Origin of the sequence: Geomicrobium sp. JCM 19055, assembly GCF_000698185.1 — a bacterium.
Taxonomy (GTDB): Bacteria; Bacillota; Bacilli; order Bacillales; family Marinococcaceae; genus Geomicrobium_A; species Geomicrobium_A sediminis.
Genome location: NZ_BAXL01000001.1, coordinates 78190 through 96858, shown reverse-complemented (window position 1 = coordinate 96858; position 18669 = coordinate 78190). Strand labels below are relative to the sequence as shown.

The 18669-nt window shown below is 41.6% G+C and carries 21 protein-coding genes and 3 pseudogenes; 11 read left to right on the top strand and 13 right to left on the bottom strand.

What is annotated here, in order from left to right:
- Positions 1 to 67: 67 nt before the first annotated feature.
- From JCM19055_RS26860 to aroD, 4 genes are all read right to left on the bottom strand, one after another.
- Positions 68 to 241 carry a hypothetical protein gene (locus tag JCM19055_RS26860; RefSeq protein WP_193745245.1) on the bottom strand — a complete coding sequence of 58 codons (174 nt, stop codon included), beginning with the start codon at positions 239 to 241 and terminating at the stop codon, positions 68 to 70.
- Between the two features lie 141 nt (positions 242 to 382).
- Positions 383 to 700 (bottom strand): hypothetical protein, encoded by a 318-nt coding sequence (locus JCM19055_RS00520; protein WP_042358103.1) that lies wholly within the window; start codon positions 698 to 700, stop codon positions 383 to 385.
- A 261-nt stretch (positions 701 to 961) separates the two neighbouring features.
- Complete coding sequence (locus JCM19055_RS00510) at positions 962 to 1750, bottom strand: hypothetical protein (protein WP_042358101.1); 789 nt, start codon at positions 1748 to 1750, stop codon at positions 962 to 964.
- Between the two features lie 155 nt (positions 1751 to 1905).
- Complete coding sequence (gene aroD / locus JCM19055_RS00505) at positions 1906 to 2679, bottom strand: type I 3-dehydroquinate dehydratase (protein ID WP_042358100.1); 774 nt, start codon at positions 2677 to 2679, stop codon at positions 1906 to 1908.
- Positions 2680 to 2879: 200 nt separating this feature from the next.
- Between aroD and JCM19055_RS00500 the strand changes: the two genes are divergently transcribed.
- Entirely contained in the window at positions 2880 to 3416 is a 537-nt protein-coding gene (locus JCM19055_RS00500; protein ID WP_042358099.1) for a shikimate kinase, read from the top strand.
- A 27-nt stretch (positions 3417 to 3443) separates the two neighbouring features.
- Here the strand turns inward: JCM19055_RS00500 and JCM19055_RS00495 are convergent, their stop codons facing one another.
- The 3 genes from JCM19055_RS00495 to JCM19055_RS00485 all read right to left on the bottom strand — a co-directional run bounded on the left by JCM19055_RS00495 (position 3444) and on the right by JCM19055_RS00485 (position 5113).
- A complete protein-coding gene (locus JCM19055_RS00495; RefSeq protein ID WP_042358098.1) occupies positions 3444 to 4001 on the bottom strand; it encodes a peroxiredoxin in 558 nt (185 codons plus the stop codon).
- A 2-nt stretch (positions 4002 to 4003) separates the two neighbouring features.
- Entirely contained in the window at positions 4004 to 4660 is a 657-nt protein-coding gene (locus tag JCM19055_RS00490; RefSeq protein ID WP_042358097.1) for a hypothetical protein, read from the bottom strand.
- Positions 4661 to 4756: 96 nt separating this feature from the next.
- Entirely contained in the window at positions 4757 to 5113 is a 357-nt protein-coding gene (locus tag JCM19055_RS00485; RefSeq protein ID WP_042358096.1) for a rhodanese-like domain-containing protein, read from the bottom strand.
- A gap of 349 nt (positions 5114 to 5462) precedes the next feature.
- Between JCM19055_RS00485 and JCM19055_RS27865 the strand changes: the two genes are divergently transcribed.
- The 6 genes from JCM19055_RS27865 (at position 5463) to JCM19055_RS27840 (ending at position 9949) form a co-directional block, all read left to right on the top strand.
- Positions 5463 to 6029, top strand: coding sequence for a transglycosylase domain-containing protein (locus JCM19055_RS27865; protein ID WP_052365721.1), 567 nt, complete (start codon positions 5463 to 5465; stop codon positions 6027 to 6029).
- Positions 6026 to 6568: a penicillin-binding transpeptidase domain-containing protein gene (locus JCM19055_RS27860; RefSeq protein WP_052365720.1), complete on the top strand. Its 543-nt coding sequence runs from the start codon at positions 6026 to 6028 to the stop codon at positions 6566 to 6568. The genes JCM19055_RS27865 and JCM19055_RS27860 overlap by 4 nt, the downstream gene beginning before the upstream one ends.
- Complete coding sequence (locus JCM19055_RS27855) at positions 6565 to 7146, top strand: penicillin-binding transpeptidase domain-containing protein (RefSeq protein WP_052365719.1); 582 nt, start codon at positions 6565 to 6567, stop codon at positions 7144 to 7146. The genes JCM19055_RS27860 and JCM19055_RS27855 overlap by 4 nt, the downstream gene beginning before the upstream one ends.
- A 19-nt stretch (positions 7147 to 7165) precedes the next feature.
- The gene (locus tag JCM19055_RS27850) at positions 7166 to 7408 is read left to right on the top strand and encodes a hypothetical protein (protein ID WP_052365718.1); all 243 of its coding nucleotides are present in this window, start codon (positions 7166 to 7168) and stop codon (positions 7406 to 7408) included.
- Between the two features lie 173 nt (positions 7409 to 7581).
- Positions 7582 to 8892, top strand: coding sequence for a penicillin acylase family protein (locus tag JCM19055_RS27845; RefSeq protein ID WP_265181608.1), 1311 nt, complete (start codon positions 7582 to 7584; stop codon positions 8890 to 8892).
- Complete coding sequence (locus JCM19055_RS27840) at positions 8807 to 9949, top strand: penicillin acylase family protein (RefSeq protein WP_370542949.1); 1143 nt, start codon at positions 8807 to 8809, stop codon at positions 9947 to 9949. Before JCM19055_RS27845 ends, JCM19055_RS27840 begins: the two co-directional genes overlap by 86 nt.
- Positions 9950 to 10093: 144 nt before the next feature.
- On the opposite strand, the gene JCM19055_RS31000 is transcribed toward JCM19055_RS27840, so the two are convergent.
- The 6 genes and pseudogenes from JCM19055_RS31000 to JCM19055_RS00450 form a co-directional block, all read right to left on the bottom strand.
- A complete protein-coding gene (locus tag JCM19055_RS31000) occupies positions 10094 to 10429 on the bottom strand; it encodes a YwhD family protein (protein WP_370542937.1) in 336 nt (111 codons plus the stop codon).
- Positions 10401 to 10640, bottom strand: a complete 240-nt coding sequence (locus tag JCM19055_RS30995) for a YwhD family protein (RefSeq protein WP_370542936.1) — start codon at positions 10638 to 10640, stop codon at positions 10401 to 10403. Before JCM19055_RS30995 ends, JCM19055_RS31000 begins: the two co-directional genes overlap by 29 nt.
- Before the next feature lie 106 nt (positions 10641 to 10746).
- Positions 10747 to 11274, bottom strand: coding sequence for a YwgA family protein (locus tag JCM19055_RS00465; RefSeq protein WP_042358095.1), 528 nt, complete (start codon positions 11272 to 11274; stop codon positions 10747 to 10749).
- Positions 11275 to 11287: 13 nt separating this feature from the next.
- A pseudogene (locus tag JCM19055_RS00460) lies at positions 11288 to 12578 on the bottom strand (HD domain-containing protein).
- A 110-nt stretch (positions 12579 to 12688) separates the two neighbouring features.
- Positions 12689 to 13327, bottom strand: a complete 639-nt coding sequence (locus JCM19055_RS00455) for a pentapeptide repeat-containing protein (protein ID WP_052365717.1) — start codon at positions 13325 to 13327, stop codon at positions 12689 to 12691.
- The gene (locus JCM19055_RS00450; RefSeq protein WP_042358094.1) at positions 13293 to 13523 is read right to left on the bottom strand and encodes a hypothetical protein; all 231 of its coding nucleotides are present in this window, start codon (positions 13521 to 13523) and stop codon (positions 13293 to 13295) included. The genes JCM19055_RS00455 and JCM19055_RS00450 overlap by 35 nt, the downstream gene beginning before the upstream one ends.
- 98 nt (positions 13524 to 13621) lie before the next feature.
- Here JCM19055_RS00450 and JCM19055_RS30990 point away from each other — a divergent pair.
- The 4 genes and pseudogenes from JCM19055_RS30990 (at position 13622) to metE (ending at position 18570) form a co-directional block, all read left to right on the top strand.
- Positions 13622 to 14468, top strand: a pseudogene (locus JCM19055_RS30990) (biotin/lipoate A/B protein ligase family protein).
- A gap of 99 nt (positions 14469 to 14567) precedes the next feature.
- Entirely contained in the window at positions 14568 to 15320 is a 753-nt protein-coding gene (locus JCM19055_RS00440) for an enoyl-CoA hydratase/isomerase family protein (protein ID WP_042358093.1), read from the top strand.
- 102 nt (positions 15321 to 15422) lie between these two features.
- Entirely contained in the window at positions 15423 to 16172 is a 750-nt protein-coding gene (hemQ, locus tag JCM19055_RS00435; RefSeq protein WP_042358092.1) for a hydrogen peroxide-dependent heme synthase, read from the top strand.
- A 118-nt stretch (positions 16173 to 16290) separates the two neighbouring features.
- Positions 16291 to 18570, top strand: a pseudogene (gene metE, locus JCM19055_RS30985) (5-methyltetrahydropteroyltriglutamate--homocysteine S-methyltransferase).
- Positions 18571 to 18669: the final 99 nt, after the last annotated feature.

Genomic DNA, 18669 nt, shown 5'->3' with positions numbered 1-18669 from the left:
TTCATATTTTGAAGGAAAATCGAGGATGATTTGAGTTTACAGAAGAAGAGCATACTGGTTTGGACTACTAAAAACGTCTTCCGCTTGTATTGTTCGCAGGGTTCGTAACAACCCCAGGACCGTTAATTAAGTTATTATTGATTACGATTTCGCCACATCCACATCCACACTCTTCAACAGGTGGCTTTGGTTGAGGACGACGACGAGGACCTCTTGAACATCCACAATAGTTGCTTACCATGATGCATCTCACCTCCAGTACTACTCTATTGTATTGCGAACAAGTATTGCCTGTCACGACGCTTACCTATGCCCTGTCCTCCGCTTTTGCTGAAATTAAAAAACCACCCTCAATTTTTTTGAGAGATGGCTTTGAAAATCATCACCTTAACCAATAACTAAAAAGCGTTGCAATGATGACAATAAAAAGAAAATAACAACTTGCAAACACTAAATTCCTGCGAATGATGCTGTAGGGGTTCGCTTGAAGCTGCATCGCTAATATCGTTGGAGTAACGTTAAACGGACCAATCATGACCGTACCCATTCCGACACCAATCAATAAAATGCTCATCCCGTAAGGGTGATGTGCAATAGCCTCCGTTAAAAACGGTGAAATGAGGGCAATTGAGATCAAAGGATGGAAGCCAACGAGTGCAAGACTAAAAATACAAATCGCTACGAGTAAATAAAAAAACAATTAATGCGCCTTCTGTATACGTAAATACGAACAACGAGTTCATGTAATCAAACCAGATGGTGTATGGAAACACTTCCACAAAAAAAACCCGCCGATAAAAACAAGAAAAACAACCCGTGGAGTTGCGTTGTGTTACCACGTAAATACGTAAAGCTTAGCTTTTTAAACCGTTTTAATCGTCCAATTGACAGTGACCATAAAAAGGTGAAAGGCACAATTAAAATCGTTACTGTAAACAAAAACGATTGAGGAATAAACCCATTAAACGTAAGCAAAACAACAATGAAACACGTAATAGCAATACCTAATTGTAGTAGTTTTTTTCCGAAGCGTCTCTCCATAATCTTCTGTTTCTTGAATGATGTTCAAATCTCGATCTTTTAATTGACGACTATGTAAAAACCAATCAACACTAATAAAGATAAAGCTAATCGTTAAAAGTGTCGGTAACAATAACAAGTAATTTGTGCCGGTCATATCAATGGTTGATGCAACAAGAATCTCAGTGGGGCTCCATAATAAGACGAGTGCATACGCTCTTAAAATGCTATGCGCAAAAAAACGCTCAATAACTCCTTTGCCGAACTTCGTTAACTTGTTTTTGACCGTGGCTACAACAACGGGTACCGTCGCCACATTTAAAAATAACGTCAATAAGTACGACATAATCGACGTTCGTCTATACAATCGTACTAAGTTTGGTTTTGGTGGCATGCTGATCATTTTACTCAATGCCAAATCGTATTTCCCTACTTTGATGATCGTACTCATAAACGGCAACACGAACAATAACGCCAATAGCCCCGTCATCGAACCAAACAAATGAAAGAAATTTACTTCTTGTGGAACAGAAACAAAGTAGAATACTAATCCGAGCACGAAGAAAGAAAGACCAGCCCATTTATAAAGTCGGCTGGCTTTCGTAACATTTAGAATAATAACAAGAAGGGCAATAACTCCAATAAACGTCTTCACAAGTGACATAGCAAAAATCTCATTAACCATATAGAGCAAGACAATCATGAAATATAAAATAAAAATCGCTTTCACCTACTTTTTATGTGCGATCTCCTATATCGTAATCGATGATAATCGTTTTATTATATCACCTTTTTTTCAGTTAATTGTGTAATTTTGTTTGAATACTTTTTTCCACCTCTTACAAATAAAAAAAACTGCAGCTGTACATTCTCGCAGCCGCAGTTTCACTCCTCCATCACGCGCTCTACCACATCAAGAACAGTTTGTAGCTCTTCCATTGGAATTTGACCAGGAGCTGAACTCTCACTACCAACAGCAAACGTCATCGCTGAACCACATGCCCCGCCCATCATACGAGACAATGCACCTAATCGTCCCATAGACATCGTTACGATTGGAATGGGTAAACCTGCCGCTGCTTCTTGTGTTGCTTGCATGAGTGTTAGCACATCTTCTACAGATGTAGGCATCACGGCTACTTTACCAATATGAGCACCTTGTTCTTTCGCTTCGGTTAGCTTTTGCACAATTTCTTGTTTTGATGGTGTTCGTTCAAAGTTATGGTAAGACATCAGTACCTGAACACCATACACCTTCCCGAACTCCACCATACGATCGATATCCGCTTGTTCTGAGCTTAATTCTACATCAATCGCCCATATGAAGCCCGTCTGAACGACAGCTTCATAAAGATCAAATACTTCTCGTTCCGTTAGTGTGATGTTTTCTCCACCTTCGCGACTCGATCGACGTGTAAACAGAAGCGGGATGTTCGCTGAGCGTTCATGAATTTCTTCGGTTAAGCGCAACACACCTTCTGTATCGTGCAAATCGCTTACATAATCAATACGCCATTCGATCACATCTGGTTCTTTCTTAACAATCTCATCAAGTTGTGCCATTAATTCATGACGATCTTTTCCTACGAGTGGTGTTACGATCAAAGGTCGACGTTGCTCATCTTTTTCGATCGCTGTTAGTTGCCCTAAGTTATTCATCAAATGTCTCCTTATGTAGCTATGCTCGTCATTCGATTATACGTGAGTAGTTCAACGTATTGTAATACGTTCAACAATATTTAACTACTAGTATACATGTCGTGCTCCTTTTACAACACTGCACATAAATTGTATTCTTTTGTTACAATACAGAAGTAAAGAACGACCGACATTAACGAACAGAGGGGCAGTAATTACTTATGAGTTCTTATCGAGAAAAAAGCATTGTGTTCATTGGGTTCATGGGTTCTGGTAAGACCACAATCGGGGAACAAGTCGCTAAGAAACTTTATCGTGACTTTGTCGACATTGACGAAGAAATCGAAAAAGAATATGGCATGCCCGTTACCGATATTTTTAAAGTTCACGGTGAAGAAGCCTTTCGTTCAAAAGAAAAAGAGCTTATTAAAGGATACTGTGAGCGTCCATTAAAGATTATCTCTGTCGGTGGCGGTGCGTTTATGAACGAAGAAATACGTGAAGTCTGTTTACAAAATTGCATCGTCTTTTTCCTTGATCTTTCGTTTGACGCCTGGAAAGAGCGATTGACATTATTATTGCCAAGCCGTCCAGTGCTACAAGGGAAATCAATTGAAGAAATTGAAGAGCTTTTCTACAAACGACAAGGCATCTATGCCGATCATAACTCAAAGTTTACGACGGACCACTTAGACATTGATGAAGTGAGTGACTATCTGATTGAGTCGTTGAAGACGTCTTGGGATTTATATAGTTAAAGAGAGATGGAGTAAAGGCTGATGGCCTTACTCCATCTCTTCCACTCGTTGTAGGAACAGATCATGATTAAGCGCTCCATAAGCGACACGATCGACTCGACCTTCTCGATCAATGAAGTACGTCGTTGGCATCACTTGCACAAGGTATTCATTTGCGACCTCTGCACTTGTATCAAGTGGGATCGGAAACGTTAATTGCAATTCATCGACGAACTCTTCTACGTTCTCTATGCTCGTCTCACTATTTGTCGTATTCACTGCAATAATTTCTACATCCGCGTCTGCATCTTCATGAATCTCCTGCATATCAGGCATTTCTGCACGGCACGGTGGACACCATGTAGCCCAGAAATTCAAGATCACTCTCTCCCCACGGTAATCCGATAATCGAATGGTTTCACCACTCATCGTCTCTAGCTCAAAGTTAGGGGCTTGATCTCCTGGACTTAAGCCAGTCTCAAAGTCTTCATCCGCTTCTTCTCCTTGGTCTATAATCACATACGAATCTTCTTGTTCACGAAACGTATCGTACATAACCCAAGCAACCATCCCGATTAAAACCGTAAGTAATACCCAACGTTTCATCATCAGCCCCCTTTCGTTTCTTTTCGCGATGACTTCACAGCGTCAACCAATATCATCACGATCACAAACCCAATCATTGCTACAGGAAAACTCCAATGGATCACAACGTTAAACAAGAAGGGATTTTGAAAACCTACAATGACACCAAGATGGACGAATGCCCATAAACCGAGCCCAATCCATCCGGTCCATCGTTTCTGCATATGTTGAAAAAGCATACATAATATCAGTGCAAATCCGCTTAAATAAACAAGCGTTTCAACGCCCGCGGATTGCACCGTAACATAGACCATCTCTGCAGGAATTAAGACGAATAATAACCCTATGAATATGCGCTGTATCGCATGTTGATGACGCCATGATGCATATAGAAAATAAACCATAACAATAATGGTTGCTAACCACAACTCTTGCCTACCACTAGGATAGGCAATTGCAGATAATGGATCTGTCACGAGCAATTCTGGTCTCATGACAAGCGTTCCAAACTGCATCGTCACAAACAGTGTTAACAAACCATTGTATACGACCTCCCGAATCGCTTTGTCGTCACGGTGTTGCATTGGGGAGAAATAGCGTAAGAAACTAACGCCTAGTGCTACAGAAATAAACACGAGGAGCATTTCATATTGGATGACAAATGGTCCGAGTTGAAACATTTTAACCTCCAAAAACCTCTAATTGTTGCCGCATGTTTCATGCTTTTCACGCCTTGCGGCCTTAACTTCGTCTTACAATCTATCGGTTAAACGTTTCTAATTCCAGCTATTCATCCCACCACGAACATTCACGACATTCGTAAACTCATTTTTCTTTAATTGTTTTGAAGCTTTTAAGCTACGCATGCCACTCTGACAGATCACAGCAATCTCTTTATCGCGTTCTAGTTCGTCCATACGGTTACTCAACGTGTGAAGTGGAATATTTATTGCCCCTCGAATGCTATGATTTGAAAACTCGCCTTCTGTTCTTACATCAACGAGTCGTAGATCTTTGTCACGAAGCTTTGCTTTTAATTCTTCTGTTGTGATTTGGCGGATGTTTCCTGGACTCATTTGCTTAATTAGATACATGATCACAATTGCAAAGATTAATATTACGGCAATAGACATAGTTACCTCCAACGATTACTTTAAAATCTCGTAAACCGTTTTTCAGTTCTCGCGTTTTCTATTCCATTATACAAATACCCATAAGGGTATGTAAACGAGCGACATCCCATTGTAAATTTTTCCTAACAGCGAGGTTTAAATTGTGTCATTTCTACCGACACTGTTTATAACTATAATTTACCAAATGAGGTGCTCGACGTGGAAGTCGCAACGAGACGTAGCCAAAGAAAAAAACGACGTAGGTTTTGGTTCCGATTTACCTTCCGTTCCACAATGGTTATCGCCATCCTATCGGTTCTTGCACTTCTTTGTATTTTTTTCTTATTCCTATTTACTAGGTCCTCCACCGATGCAAGTAGCACAATCGACGTACATTTATGATGACGATGGCAATGTTGTAAATGAAACTCAGCAAGGACATCAACGAAACTGGACGAACATTGATGATGTTTCGCCTTTTGTTTTGGATGCCTTTGTTGCTATTGAAGATCGCAAATTCTATGATCATCATGGCTTTGATTACATGCGAATTGGGGCTGCGGTATTAAAAAACGTACAAACGATGTCTCGTAGCCAAGGGGCGAGTACGATTACCCAACAATATGCCCGCAATTTGTTTTTAAATCATGAGAAGACATGGGATCGTAAAGCGAGGGAAGCACTCTATGCACTGCGACTAGAGTGGCACGTACCGAAAGATGATATCTTAGAAGGTTATGTAAATACGATTAATTTTGGACATGGTGCTTACGGAATAGAACGAGCGGCACAGCTGTATTTTGGAGTATCAGCAAACGACCTTTCCCTCGAACAGGCTGCCTTACTGGCTGGCTTGCCCCGAGGACCGTCTTATTATTCACCATATAATCATCCAGAACGAGCAAAAGATCGTCAAGAACTCATCCTTCTGAGATGAAAGAACAAGGTAAAATCACCGCTGAACAGTACGAAGAGGCACTCGCGACTGATATTGAATTCTCCGAAACTCAGCAAAGTCAAGAACGTGTCGCACCGTATTTCCAAGACGTAGTTGAACGTGAATTGTTAGAGCGTTACGACCTCGACCCTGCAATTGTTGAAGCTGGTGGGTTGAAAGTGTTCACAACGCTCGATGCGGACATGCAAAAAGCGGCTGAAACGTACGTAGAGCAAGAAATGCCTGCAGATGAACCGCTACAAACTGCGGTTGTTAGTGTTGATCCAACGACAGGTGATGTAAAGGCCATGGTCGGAGGCGTGCATTATGATGAAAGTCCTTTTAACCGTGCATACGATGCGAGACGTTCGCCAGGATCTACGTTCAAACCGTTTTTATATTATGCAGCCTTAAAAAATGGCTTCACACCTGCAACACTTTTACGTAGTGAACCGACATCATTTCCACTTAACGAAGAAGGCGATTATTATGAGCTGGGAATTACGGTGAAATTTACGCCAATGACTTTATTACGATGACCCAAGCACTCGCCTATTCAGACAATATTTACGCTGTAAAAACGCACGTTTTACAAGAGCCTGAAAGTCTTATTGAAACCGCTCAAGCGGCAGGTATTGAAAGTACGCTATCACCGAACTTATCACTTGCACTCGGCGCTTCAGACGTTGGTGTATTAGAGCTAACTGCAGCTTATAGTCCCTTTGCCAATGGTGGGGCTCGTGTTGAGCCGAGATTAATTGAGCGTGTCGAAGATGCTGGAGGCAACGTTTTAATTGACACAGAACCAGAAGTTGAACAAGCCTTTGATGAGCGACAGACGTACATGATGACTGAGATGATGCGTCATATGTTTAATAGTGAATTAAATGATTACACATCCGTAACAGGAAATTCCATTTCACATCTTATTACAAGACCGATGGCAGGTAAGAGTGGAAGTACACCGAACGACAATTGGATGATCGGCTATACACCAAACCTCGTCACTGGTGTATGGGTCGGCTATGATGATAATACACCACTCGACCACCGAAAACACGGTCAAATCGCCAAGAAAATCTGGGTCAAAACGTTAGAAAAAAAGTCTCGAAGGTGAGCTGAAACATGAATTTCAGATGCCTCGTGGTGTTGAGAATGTTGACATCGATCTTGCGACTGGTTTACTCGCTGATGAAGCTTGCGGGAATGCCTACACTGCAGCTTTTGTTCGTAACACAGCACCAACTGAATCGTGTACCGAGTACTTGGAAAATGATGAACTAAATGCAGAAGAAGCAAAAGAAGAGATTAGCAAAGAAAAAGAAAAACTGTTCGATCGTTTAAAACGATGGTTCTCGAGTAACGAGATTGACGGATAATTCATGTCACTCTTTAAAAGGATTCCAATAAAACGTTGGGGTCCTTTTCTTTATGGTGCTAAAAGCAGGACTACCTATGAAATGGGGCGAATGTCTAACACATAAACGTCATCGTTACGGGGGGATTTATGTGAGTTCTGCAGTTGATATTTCAAAAAAAGAGAAAGAAACGTTTGTGGCGTTATATCGGTATAGGATTTGTCATCGTTGTTGTGTTGCTTATTGCGATTGTCGCTTGGGGTTGGTCGCAAATCGGCGCTGGCGTCCCAACAACACAAGGCCAATACGAGTTCAATGAAATCCATAGTGAAGTAAATATTTATCGAGATGATTACGGAGTGCCTCATATCGAAGCCGAATCAGAATACGACCTTTATTTTGCCCAAGGGTTTGTAACTGCACAAGATCGTATGTTTCAAATGGACTTGAGTCGTAGGCAAGCATCAGGAATGCTAAGTGAAGTCATTGGTGAGAGCGCACTCGATACTGACCGCTACTTTCGAACATTTGGCTTACGGAGAGCCGCAGATGCGTCCTATGATGAATACGGTGAAGATGCACAAGAAATACTGCAGGCGTATGCCGATGGGGTAAATGCGTATTTAGCGCAAATGGATGAGAGCGGTGACATTCCAGTTGAATTCCGGTTACTCGGTTATTCGCCTGAACCGTGGGAACCGCTTGATTCATTAACGATCGGAAAATACATGGCTTATGATTTAGGAGGGACGTGGCAAGGACAAGCGTTTCGTTACTGGCTAGTAAACAACGTTTCTGAAGAAGAAGCGATCGACTTAATGCCCACATACAAAGAAGACGGACCCATCATCATGGACGTCGCCAAAAACACTGATGTAGATGTCTTGAGCGCGTTCGAGGACGTTGCCGCGTACTTACCAGAACCATTTAACGGGAGCAACAATTGGGTCATATCTGGCGACCACACACAAAGCGGTGCACCGCTTTTAGCAGATGATCCACACCTCGGTCTCGCCACACCTTCAATTTGGTATGAAACGCATTTACGTGGACCTAGTGTCGATGTAAATGGAGTGATATTTGCAGGGGTACCTGGAATCATTCTCGGACACAACGACGAGATTGCTTGGGGGGTCACAAATGTCGGGCCTGATGTACAAGAACTTTATTTAGAAAAACGAAACCCTGACGATCCTTATCAATTTCTTTATGAAGATGAATGGTACGATGCAGATGTAATCATGGAAGAAATTGTTGTTGATGGGTATGATGAGCCCGTTCAACATGAAGTCGTTGTCACACGACACGGACCACTCCTTTCAGAATATAGTGATCCATTACAGCAAGAAGATGTCGCGATGGCCTTGCGTTGGACCGCCCATGACCCTACAAAAGAGCTTGAAGCGATACTAGAGATTAATAAAGCATCCAATTGGGAATCTTTTTTTACATGCTTTAGAATCCTTTTCAGCGCCTGCTCAAAACTTCGTCTACGCAGACCGTGATGGTAACATCGGTTACCGTGCTAATGGAAAGATTCCAATTCGGGCAAACAGCGATGCCCTGCTCCCTGTTGAAGGCTGGACGGGAGAACATGATTGGGAACGTTATATTCCTTTTGATGAACTGCCAACACTCTATAATCCTGATTCAGGAATGATTTCTACTGCAAACAATAAAATTGTGACGGACGACTATCCTTATCATCTTTCACATACTTGGGCACAGCCTTATCGTCATGAGCGAATTTTACAATTGCTCGACCAAGATGAGCCATTAACGAAAGAAGACATGATGCTCATGCAAATGGATGCGTATAACTTACATGCAGAAGAGTTCTTGCCCGAAATTGTTCCTCTACTTTTACAAGATGGACTACGAGAGATCGATCGTTCTGCCATTGCGGTCATTGAACAATGGAACTATGAGGACGCTGTTGATGAAGGTGGGCCGCTTATTTTTCATTTATGGTTCCATGCTATTTCAAGTGTACTTTTTGAAGATACGATTCCAGAAGAAATGATGACAATGTTTGAAGGGCGTACATCCATTATTGATCAGTTGCTTCGAGATGCGCTCGAAGGTGAACCTGGTCCTTGGATTGAACACGCTGGTAGTCTAGAAGCTCTCTTAACGGAAAGTTTCAAACGAGCCGTTGATCAAGCAAGTGAATTACAAGGAAATGAACCGAAGGATTGGTCTTGGGGAGAGTATCATCAAGTGACATTCGCTCACCCGTTAGGCGTGATGTCACCACTCGATTTGCTATTTAATCCAACACCGACACCTGTTGACGGAAGTCGGATCACGGTAATGGCAGCCGGCTATAATGATGAAACAGGAGCTACAAACCACGGGGCTGGTTGGAGAGGAGTCATGGATTTAGCTGACCTAACGGAGAGTTATCATATTGTCGGTCCAGGACAATCTGGTCACGTTCGAAGTGAACATTATAGCGATCAACTACTCGATTGGGTAAACGGGGATTTTCATACAACGTCATTACAACCTGAAGTCTATCAATCTGGAGACCATTTGCAACTTTTGCCGGCTTCTCCTTAACAGAAAAAGACACTAAAACGCGCAGAGGTTCTGCATTCCTCTGCGCACTTTAGTGTCTTAGCCTTATAATAAGGTTTACATTCAGCCTACACATTATCGAATAAAAGTACAACCATTGACAATTCTTGTTCACAAATCGTTCATTTATTCCCCAAGTGCTGAACGAAGTTCTGAACTTGAATGATTCCAATAATCTTCACTAAAGCCTTTTAGATACTCTCTTAGCATATATAAGCTTTTGTCGTCCATACCTTTTACGACAACGCGGCCTTTTAATGCCTTATCCATGTTATTCACATGTTCTGGCATGCTCTTAAATCCTCGTTTAAATCGGCTGCCTTCTGGCGCCTCTTCCTCACGGTAAAAGCGGCATGCGCCAACCCCAAAGTACTTTGGTGATCCTTGATCTGTATGAGCAGTTGTCACCCAAACCATCCAATAAAGCTTCGGGTCATTTAGCTCTTCGAGCTGATCGAGCAATTTTACTTTTTTTCTCAATCTCTGAACGGGCATGAATGGCACCCATATCAATAAAGACACGCTCTTCTACTGGATCGATAATAACAGGTGTAAGATTGTCTAGACTCAGAGACCCAACACCAAAACCGCCATGACCGTCAGTGGAATCTCCACTTAGAATATTAAAACCTGAGCCTTGCTTCTTCCCAGTGTTTTTATTAAATAAGTCCATGTGATCACTCCTTTTCCACCAATACACTTCTTACAGTGTATCACAAGCTTTAGGGATCTAAACAGTTTCGAGTCCTAAACGAAAAAACCGGATGAAAATCATCCGGTTAATGAGTAAACGTTGATTCGGCAATTGATTGCTTCCAACGAGCAATTAAAGCGTATGCCTCATTAATGTCTTCAAGTGAGTAGTTTTGTGTCTTCTTAAGTGTCCAAACCCGCTCTATCACTTCTTCTTTACTTGCGGGCTGCAAGTAGAGGATCGTTGCCGTTAACTCCAAAAACTTGGACGTGCAGGCATTAAGCTCATCAACGACGACTTTCTCATCATAGCACGTCCAAGAACGCGCAGTTTTCGTTAAATATTCTCTGCCTGATTCCGCCAATTGATAGCGATATTGGCTATATCCCGAACATTCCTCATGAGTTTCACGTATGAATCCGAATTGCTTCAACTCGTCGAGTCGTATGGTTAATTCCTCAGAATACGGACCATACATATGAAATCCATACTTTTCATGGAACGGCATGCCAAGCTGTTTTCCTATGTATACGACTTTCTGGAATTTCTTGCGACCGACAATTTCCTCAGCAGTTCCTAAAAGCGACATAATATGGACATGTTCCGTCAACATGCAAGCATCCTCCTCAACCGTGTAAAATCTTAATGATCGCCCGCTTTTCTTCAGAAAAACCAGGCGCGTCTAATACATCTTTTGGATAATACAATTTATGATCCGTTCTTTTCTTTCCTGAAATGGCTTCAACAACATCTGATTCTCTAGAAAGTTCTCGTAATCTGCCATTGCGATTTAAAAGATGAATCGGTAGCCTCTCTTCTTCTTCGCCAGGCCGATAAAAATCATAAGGCAAGTCAGACGAAAAATCAATGACAAGATAGTAATCAGGGTCAAGTCCAATTCGACGGAAACGTTCTTGTAAGTCGGACCATTCGTTTAAAATAAAATTCTGGTCAAATTCAACATACTGGAAAAGATCTCTATGTAAAAAAACGACGACATAAATCGGCAAGAATCACATCTTGCTCATCTTCCCACACTTGAAAATAGTAGTAAATAATGGACTCGTCTAATTTCAAGTAGTCCTGGGTGTTCATATTATTATTAAAGAATGGGATAAAGTGATGAGGCGGGTGCGTAAACTGATATCCTTCAAGATAAAGCACTTTCGCCCTTCGTAAAATCTTATTCAGAATCACTTCAGCTGAACGAGTAACCGGGTGAAAGTACACTTGCCAGTACATTTGGTATCGACTCATAATATAATCTTCCACCGCATGCATGCCTGTCTGTTTAATGACGACTTGATCTTCAGTTGGTCGCATTACCCGTAGAATACGTTCCATATCAAAGTGTCCATAACTTACTCCCGTGTAAAAAGCATCTCGTTGTAAATAATCCATGCGATCCGCATCAATTTGACTCGAGATCATGCTAACGACTAGTTTGTTCGGATGCGTTTTCTCAATGACTTCTGATACTTCTTTTGGAAAATGATCGCCCATTCTCTTTAATACAGCATGGACTTCTGTATCTCCCATAATAATAGCTCGTGTCCATTCCTCATGATCCGTATCAAACACTTTCTCAAAAGAATGTGAGAATGGTCCATGACCAATATCATGCAAAAGTGCCGCTGTTAAACATAATAGTCGGTTCTCATCGTTCCAATGTTGGCGACCATCAAATACATTGACCATTCGACGCATGATTTCATAGACCCCAAGGGAATGGTTAAATCGGGTATGCTCTGCTCCATGAAACGTTAAAAACGTCGTGCCTAATTGCCGAATTCTTCTTAGACGTTGAAACTCTTTCGTCCCAATTAAGTCCCAAATTAATTGATCACGCACATGGATATAGCGGTGGACAGGATCTTTGAATACTTTCTCTTCTTGCATGATTTCATTGCCTTGCATCTCAAATCCTGCCCTTCTTTAGGTTTTCATTCATTATACCGTTTCATCGGTTTATTAAAAAGAGGACAAGAGCAACTTAAATTACCTCTATCATAATCGAACATACGTTCTCAGTCAATTCCTTTTACTTTCATGCCAAATGCTCGTACGAAAGCAGTGGCTTGATCTTCAGAGATTGTACAGCCGATTAACTCTTCTGCTGAGACGGTTAGTTGGTCAAACCTTGACGTGCTCAGATCGATCTCCTTTAGACTCGTGTGTGTAAACTGTACATCGTTTAAGCTCACATCATCAAAAACAACATTCGCGAAGTTTACCTCAACAAAGTCTGCATGGTTGAGTAAAGAAGACTGAAAGAGCACATGCTTTAATGAACTGTGGCTAAAGTTACTATAAGGAAGTTGTGTATCCTCAAAACTCACATCTTGATAGAAACTATCAAAGCAGACAGCACCGCTTAATTTGCACTCAAAAAACTTGACGCGGTGCATCGTCACTTGCGTCAAGTCAACATTGGATAAATCACATTTGTAAAATTCACAGTCGACCCATTCTGTTTGCTGTAACGAAGCTCCTAAGAAAAAGCATTGTTCAAAAACGGCCGCTTCAAACCGGCAATCGCGTAAGTCTTGATTCTCAAATGTTTGTTTCTTCGCGACAATGCGTTCGTATCGCTCTTCACGTTCCAAGTGAGTAATCTCATCAAGCGGTTCCTTAATCTTTGGGGATTGCAGTGCTCTTTTCTTCATTTTCTTGAATCATCTCCAAACGTCGGTTTGCAATTGCGGTTGTCCCTACTAGTAGTAACATAATTAGCGTGGAAATGATAATGTACGTCCAGTTCACTTGACCTGCGACGAGCGCTTGATAGCCAGCGACAATGATAAATTGGGCAATGACAATTGTGAGTGCTACTGCCAGAATTCGCTTTGTCATTCGATTCATAAGTAACGCCTCCATAAGAATGTCTTTTGTGTTCTATACCTCTGAATCAATCATCATAAACACGTAGATATGCTATAATTACATGAGTTTATTGCCTGATGAATAGGAGTAAAACGATGACTGGACTAACTGAAATTAAACATGAGGCATGGCGTTATATGAACCGCATTCAAAGTGGTCAAAATGAAAATGCCTTATCCTCATTTGCATATGATGATACTTTTTGTGAAGCAGTTGGTGTATTAGAATCTGACCCTATTGTCCATACATGGTTCATCAACCAACGATTGTTCTTGGTACTCAAGACACGCGACTCCAAGATGTTTTTTTTGCGAAAGAACACCTAGAAAAAGCAGGGTATACAATCATTGTTCGTAACTCCGGAGGCTAGCAGTTATGCTCGATTCAGGTGTTTTGAACATCTCGCTTATCTTTAAAGACCAAAAATCTCTCAGCATTGATCCGACATACGAGCTGATGTTCAATCTTATTCAACAGATGTATTCTGACGCGCCTTATCCTATAGAAGCAAAAGAGATTGTCGGATCTTATTGCCCGGGAAATTATGATTTGAGCATGCAAGGAAAGAAATTTGCAGGAATTAGCCAGCGCAGATTACGCAATGGAACTGCTGTGCAAATTTACTTAGCCATTACAGGCAGTGGTTCTGAACGTGCCACTACAATTCAACAGTTTTATTCATTAGCTGAACAAACTTCTAGCGAAACAACGATGACGATTGATCCGTCCACAATGGCATCTCTATCGGAACTTTATGGGCAGCCGTTAACTGTTCAAGACGGAGAGAACCGTTTAATTAACACGTTTGATATGCTAGGAAAGACATTGCAACCCAAAGAGATGTCCGGTGATGAACAGCAACGTTTGACTAAACGATTGAAAATGGTCTATGAGCGAAACGATAAGATTCTCTATAAAAGCTGACCCGTGCGCAAGTGCTGCGTATGGGTTTTTTTGTTAAAATGAATATTCATTCATTTTGTGATACACTACGTATAATTCATAAAAGATGGAGGGTTCTCTATGGAACTGAAACAAGAAACGGTTCTTTATGACGTCAACAATCAGATTGCAACCATCACGTTAAATCGCCCAAACGTCAAAAATGCTTTAAACGATGAAATGCACCACGAACTTTTCGAATCTTTTAAAGAAGCGGAGCGTGACTCTAACGTCTCTGTCATTGTTCTTCAAGGAGCAGGAGATGCATTTTGTTCTGGTGCAGATTTAAAAAGTGCCTCTTTGAACGATCGAACTGCATTCGATTATGGAGATTCATTGCGAGATACTTACAACCGATTAATTCTTACAATTACGCAAATTCAAAAACCAATTATTGCTCACATCAATGGCATTGCCGTTGGTGCTGGGTTAAGCATTGCGCTTGCTTGTGACTTCCGTGTTGCAGCTTACGACGCAAAGATGGCTCTTAGCTTCCTCAACATCGGACTTGTTCCAGACGCTGGTGCCTCTTACTTTTTACCGAGAATTGTCGGCTATGCAAAAGCCCTAGAACTCGGGCTCGGACAAATGATTTCTGCTGAAGAAGCGTATCGCATCAACTTAATCAACCAGATCGGTACACCGGAAGAACTTGCAAAACAACTCACAGAAACTCCACTCGAAGCTTTTGGGTTGATGAAGACAACAATGCGAGAAAGTTATGAGCATTCTCTCTCTGAAATCCTTGAAAAAGAAGTCCACGCCCAACGTTTAGCGGGTCAAACAGAAGATCATGCAAAAGCTGTTCAAAAGTTCTTAACGAAACGTTCTTGACGGCTTTGTGACGCCTTTTCTCTGCATTTCAAATCTAGGTATTGCTTATGCTATGATAAGGAAGAATGATTGTAGTGTGTAAGAGAGAAAGGAGCATGTCTCATGGCTGAACCAGCAGAAACAATTGATGGTTGGTATAGTCTGCACGACTTTCGTACCTTCGATTGGGCAGCGTGGAAGCGTGTACCTGCCGAGGAACGCGGGCAAATCGTAGCAGAATTTAAGGAAATGATCGAGGATTGGATGCATAATGAGGAACGAGGAGAAGGTAGCTATGCTCTTTACTCCATAGTTGGTCAAAAGGCTGACATTATGTTTATGCTTCTTCGTCCTACAATGCAAGAACTAAATGAAATTGAAAATGCGTTTAACCAAACGCGTTTTGCAGAATTTACGATTCCGTCTTATTCTTACGTCTCGGTTGTTGAACTTGGAAAGTACATGTACCGTGGCGATGGAGATCCATTAGATGATCCAGGAATTCGTGAGCGTGTTTTCCCTGTTCTTCCGAAATGGGAGCACATTTGCTTTTATCCAATGGATAAAAAGCGCGAAGGCGATGATAACTGGTACATGACTCCAGCGAAAGAACGCGGGCAAATGATGTATTCACACGGTATGGTTGGCCGTAAGTACGCTGGCAAAGTGAAACAAGTGATTACCGGTTCTGTAGGTTTCGATGATTGGGAGTGGGGCGTAACGCTATTTGCCCACGACGTACTTCAATTTAAGAAACTCGTTTATGAAATGCGCTTTGATGAAGTATCCGCGCGTTTTGCTGATTTTGGATCATTCTACGTTGGAAATGTGTTAACACTCGAAGATGTTGACTTCTATTTCAAAGCTAGATAAACCATTAGGATATTTTGTTGATGAAAATCAACAAAATATCCTTTATTTCTTTTCAAGAGTGCAGTACGCTTAATGGAAGAAACATTTACATTTCACATAAAGATAGGAGGCCGATCTTGTGACAACTTCGTCATTAGGTTATCCAAGAATTGGAGAGCAAAGAGAGTGGAAAAAAAGCATTAGAAGCGTATTGGTCAAACTCAATTTCTGAAGACGAATTACATGCACAGCTCAAAGAAATTCGTCTGAATCATCTGCGTAAACAGAAAAAAAAGCAGGCATTGACGTGATCCCTGTTGGTGATTTCACCTACTACGATCACATCCTAGATGCTAGTGTAATGTTCGGGCTAATTCCTAAGCGATATGACTATTCAGGTGGCCCTGTTTCAATTGATACGTATTTTGCCATGGCACGTGGAAATGCCGAGCTCCTGCCTGTGAAATGACAAAATGGTATAACACGAATTATCACTATATCGTACCTGAACTCCAAGATACGACACCGACTGTCACTGAGAATCGACTGGTTACTCTTTATAAAGAAGCAAAAGACGAGCTTGGCATTGAAGGCAAACCTGTACTAATCGGTCCTTACTCGTTCCTTAAATTAGCGAAACATTACGACTTATCCCAAACAGAAGACTGGTTAAAACAATTAACTGTAGTGTACAGTCAAGTTTTGCGTGAGCTAGAAGAAGCAGGTGTACTATGGGTACAACTTGATGAGCCTTCACTCGTCACAAATGTGACTGACGAGGAAATGGCGTACGTCAAAGACATTTACGAAACGCTGCATGCAGATGTACCAAACTTACAAATTATCGTACAAACGTACTTTGATGCAGTCGAAAACTATGACCAAGTCGTTGAGCTTCCTGTTGCAGGAATCGGGCTAGACTTCGTTCATGACGGTGGGAAGAACTTGCACGCCATTCAAACGAAAGGATTCCCTGGAGATAAGGTTCTTGCGGCTGGCGTCATCGACGGTCGAAACATTTGGAAAGCAAAAGTCGTCGATAAACTCGCATTGCTTGAGCAAGTTAAACAAGTCGTAAAGACTCCCGAAAAATTATGGATTCAACCTTCCTCAAGCTTGCTTCATACGCCTGTTACCGTACAAAATGAACCAGAACTAGACTCGGTATTAAAACGCGCATTATCGTTTGCCGATGAAAAACTAATTGAGGTTGTTACGCTAAAAGAACTTCTTTATTCCGACCAATCAGCTGATCATACAGCCATTCGCGAAAATCAACAATTATTCAAAGACATTGAAGCGACTGGATGGCGCAAGCAAGAACCAAACACTGAACCTTTCTCAGAAGTATCTCGTACGGCTTCTTATGAACAAAGACGACCGAAACAACTTGAGAAATGGAATTTGCCAATCCTACCAACTACAACGATCGGCTCTTTCCCACAAACGAAAGAAGTACGCCGATTACGCGCACAAGTTAAAAAGGGCTCAATCACTGAAGAAGATTATAAAACTCAGATTAACGACTACATTTCGACATGGATTAAGCACCAAGAAGAGATTGGGCTTGATGTTCTTGTTCATGGCGAATTTGAACGTAATGACATGGTGGAATTCTTCGGGGAGCGCCTAGAAGGTTTTGCTTTCACAAAAAAATGCCTGGGTACAATCGTACGGATCTCGCGGCGTAAAACCACCAATTATCTATGGGGATGTTCGCTTTAAACAACCGATGACCGTAGAAGAAACTGTGTACGCACAATCATTAACTTCAAAACCAGTAAAGGGCATGTTAACTGGACCTGTCACCATTTTAAACTGGTCATTTGAACGTGATGATTTACCAAAGTTCCAAGTCGCTTTCCAAATTGCCGAAGCAATTAAAGAAGAAGTAAGTGCGCTTGAGAACGCAGGTATTGAGATGATTCAAATTGATGAACCTGCACTACGTGAAGGCCTTCCTCTAAAAGAACAAGATTGGAAGACCTACTTGGATTGGGCTGTGCACGCGTTTCGACTTAGCTCTTCCCACGTCCAAGATACGACGCAAATTCACACGCATATGTGCTATAGCGAGTTCCAAGATATCATTGACGCTATTCGCGCCCTTGATGCGGATGTGATCTCAATTGAAACGTCCCGTAGTCAAGGGGACATTCTTTCAACGTTTGAGGAGAATACGTATGAACTAGGTATTGGACTCGGAGTATATGACATTCACAGTCCACGTGTTCCTTCTGAAGAAGAGATGTCGACCATTTTAAACCGCGCGCTAAAAGTATTGCCTGTTGAACGTTTTTGGGTAAACCCTGATTGCGGGTTAAAAACGAGAAAAGAAGAAGAAACCATTGCTGCACTAAAATTAATGGTGAACGCTGCCAAACACGCACGAAAGCAAGTAGCAACAACTTCATCTTAAGCGAAAACCTCTGCATTGATTGCAGAGGTTTTTTTAATTCTGTCATAACCCTAAATGGCTGATCATAAGATGATGAAGGAGTATGTATAGGAGGTGCGC

Coding starts and splice junctions, on each gene's coding strand:
- JCM19055_RS00465 (WP_042358095.1), bottom strand. CDS start 11,274: ATGTTGACGGAACATGTCCATATTATGTCGCTTTTAGGAACTGCTGAG.
- JCM19055_RS26860 (WP_193745245.1), bottom strand. CDS start 241: ATGGTAAGCAACTATTGTGGATGTTCAAGAGGTCCTCGTCGTCGTCCT.
- aroD (WP_042358100.1), bottom strand. CDS start 2,679: ATGAATAACTTAGGGCAACTAACAGCGATCGAAAAAGATGAGCAACGT.
- JCM19055_RS00450 (WP_042358094.1), bottom strand. CDS start 13,523: ATGAATCGAATGACAAAGCGAATTCTGGCAGTAGCACTCACAATTGTC.
- JCM19055_RS00455 (WP_052365717.1), bottom strand. CDS start 13,327: ATGAAGAAAAGAGCACTGCAATCCCCAAAGATTAAGGAACCGCTTGAT.
- JCM19055_RS27850 (WP_052365718.1), top strand. CDS start 7,166: ATGCCTCGTGGTGTTGAGAATGTTGACATCGATCTTGCGACTGGTTTA.
- JCM19055_RS00440 (WP_042358093.1), top strand. CDS start 14,568: ATGGAACTGAAACAAGAAACGGTTCTTTATGACGTCAACAATCAGATT.
- JCM19055_RS00485 (WP_042358096.1), bottom strand. CDS start 5,113: ATGTCTATTGCCGTAATATTAATCTTTGCAATTGTGATCATGTATCTA.
- JCM19055_RS27860 (WP_052365720.1), top strand. CDS start 6,026: ATGAAAGAACAAGGTAAAATCACCGCTGAACAGTACGAAGAGGCACTC.
- JCM19055_RS00490 (WP_042358097.1), bottom strand. CDS start 4,660: ATGTTTCAACTCGGACCATTTGTCATCCAATATGAAATGCTCCTCGTG.
- JCM19055_RS00500 (WP_042358099.1), top strand. CDS start 2,880: ATGAGTTCTTATCGAGAAAAAAGCATTGTGTTCATTGGGTTCATGGGT.
- JCM19055_RS27855 (WP_052365719.1), top strand. CDS start 6,565: ATGACCCAAGCACTCGCCTATTCAGACAATATTTACGCTGTAAAAACG.
- hemQ (WP_042358092.1), top strand. CDS start 15,423: ATGGCTGAACCAGCAGAAACAATTGATGGTTGGTATAGTCTGCACGAC.
- JCM19055_RS27865 (WP_052365721.1), top strand. CDS start 5,463: ATGCAAGTAGCACAATCGACGTACATTTATGATGACGATGGCAATGTT.
- JCM19055_RS00495 (WP_042358098.1), bottom strand. CDS start 4,001: ATGAAACGTTGGGTATTACTTACGGTTTTAATCGGGATGGTTGCTTGG.
- JCM19055_RS30995 (WP_370542936.1), bottom strand. CDS start 10,640: ATGGACTTATTTAATAAAAACACTGGGAAGAAGCAAGGCTCAGGTTTT.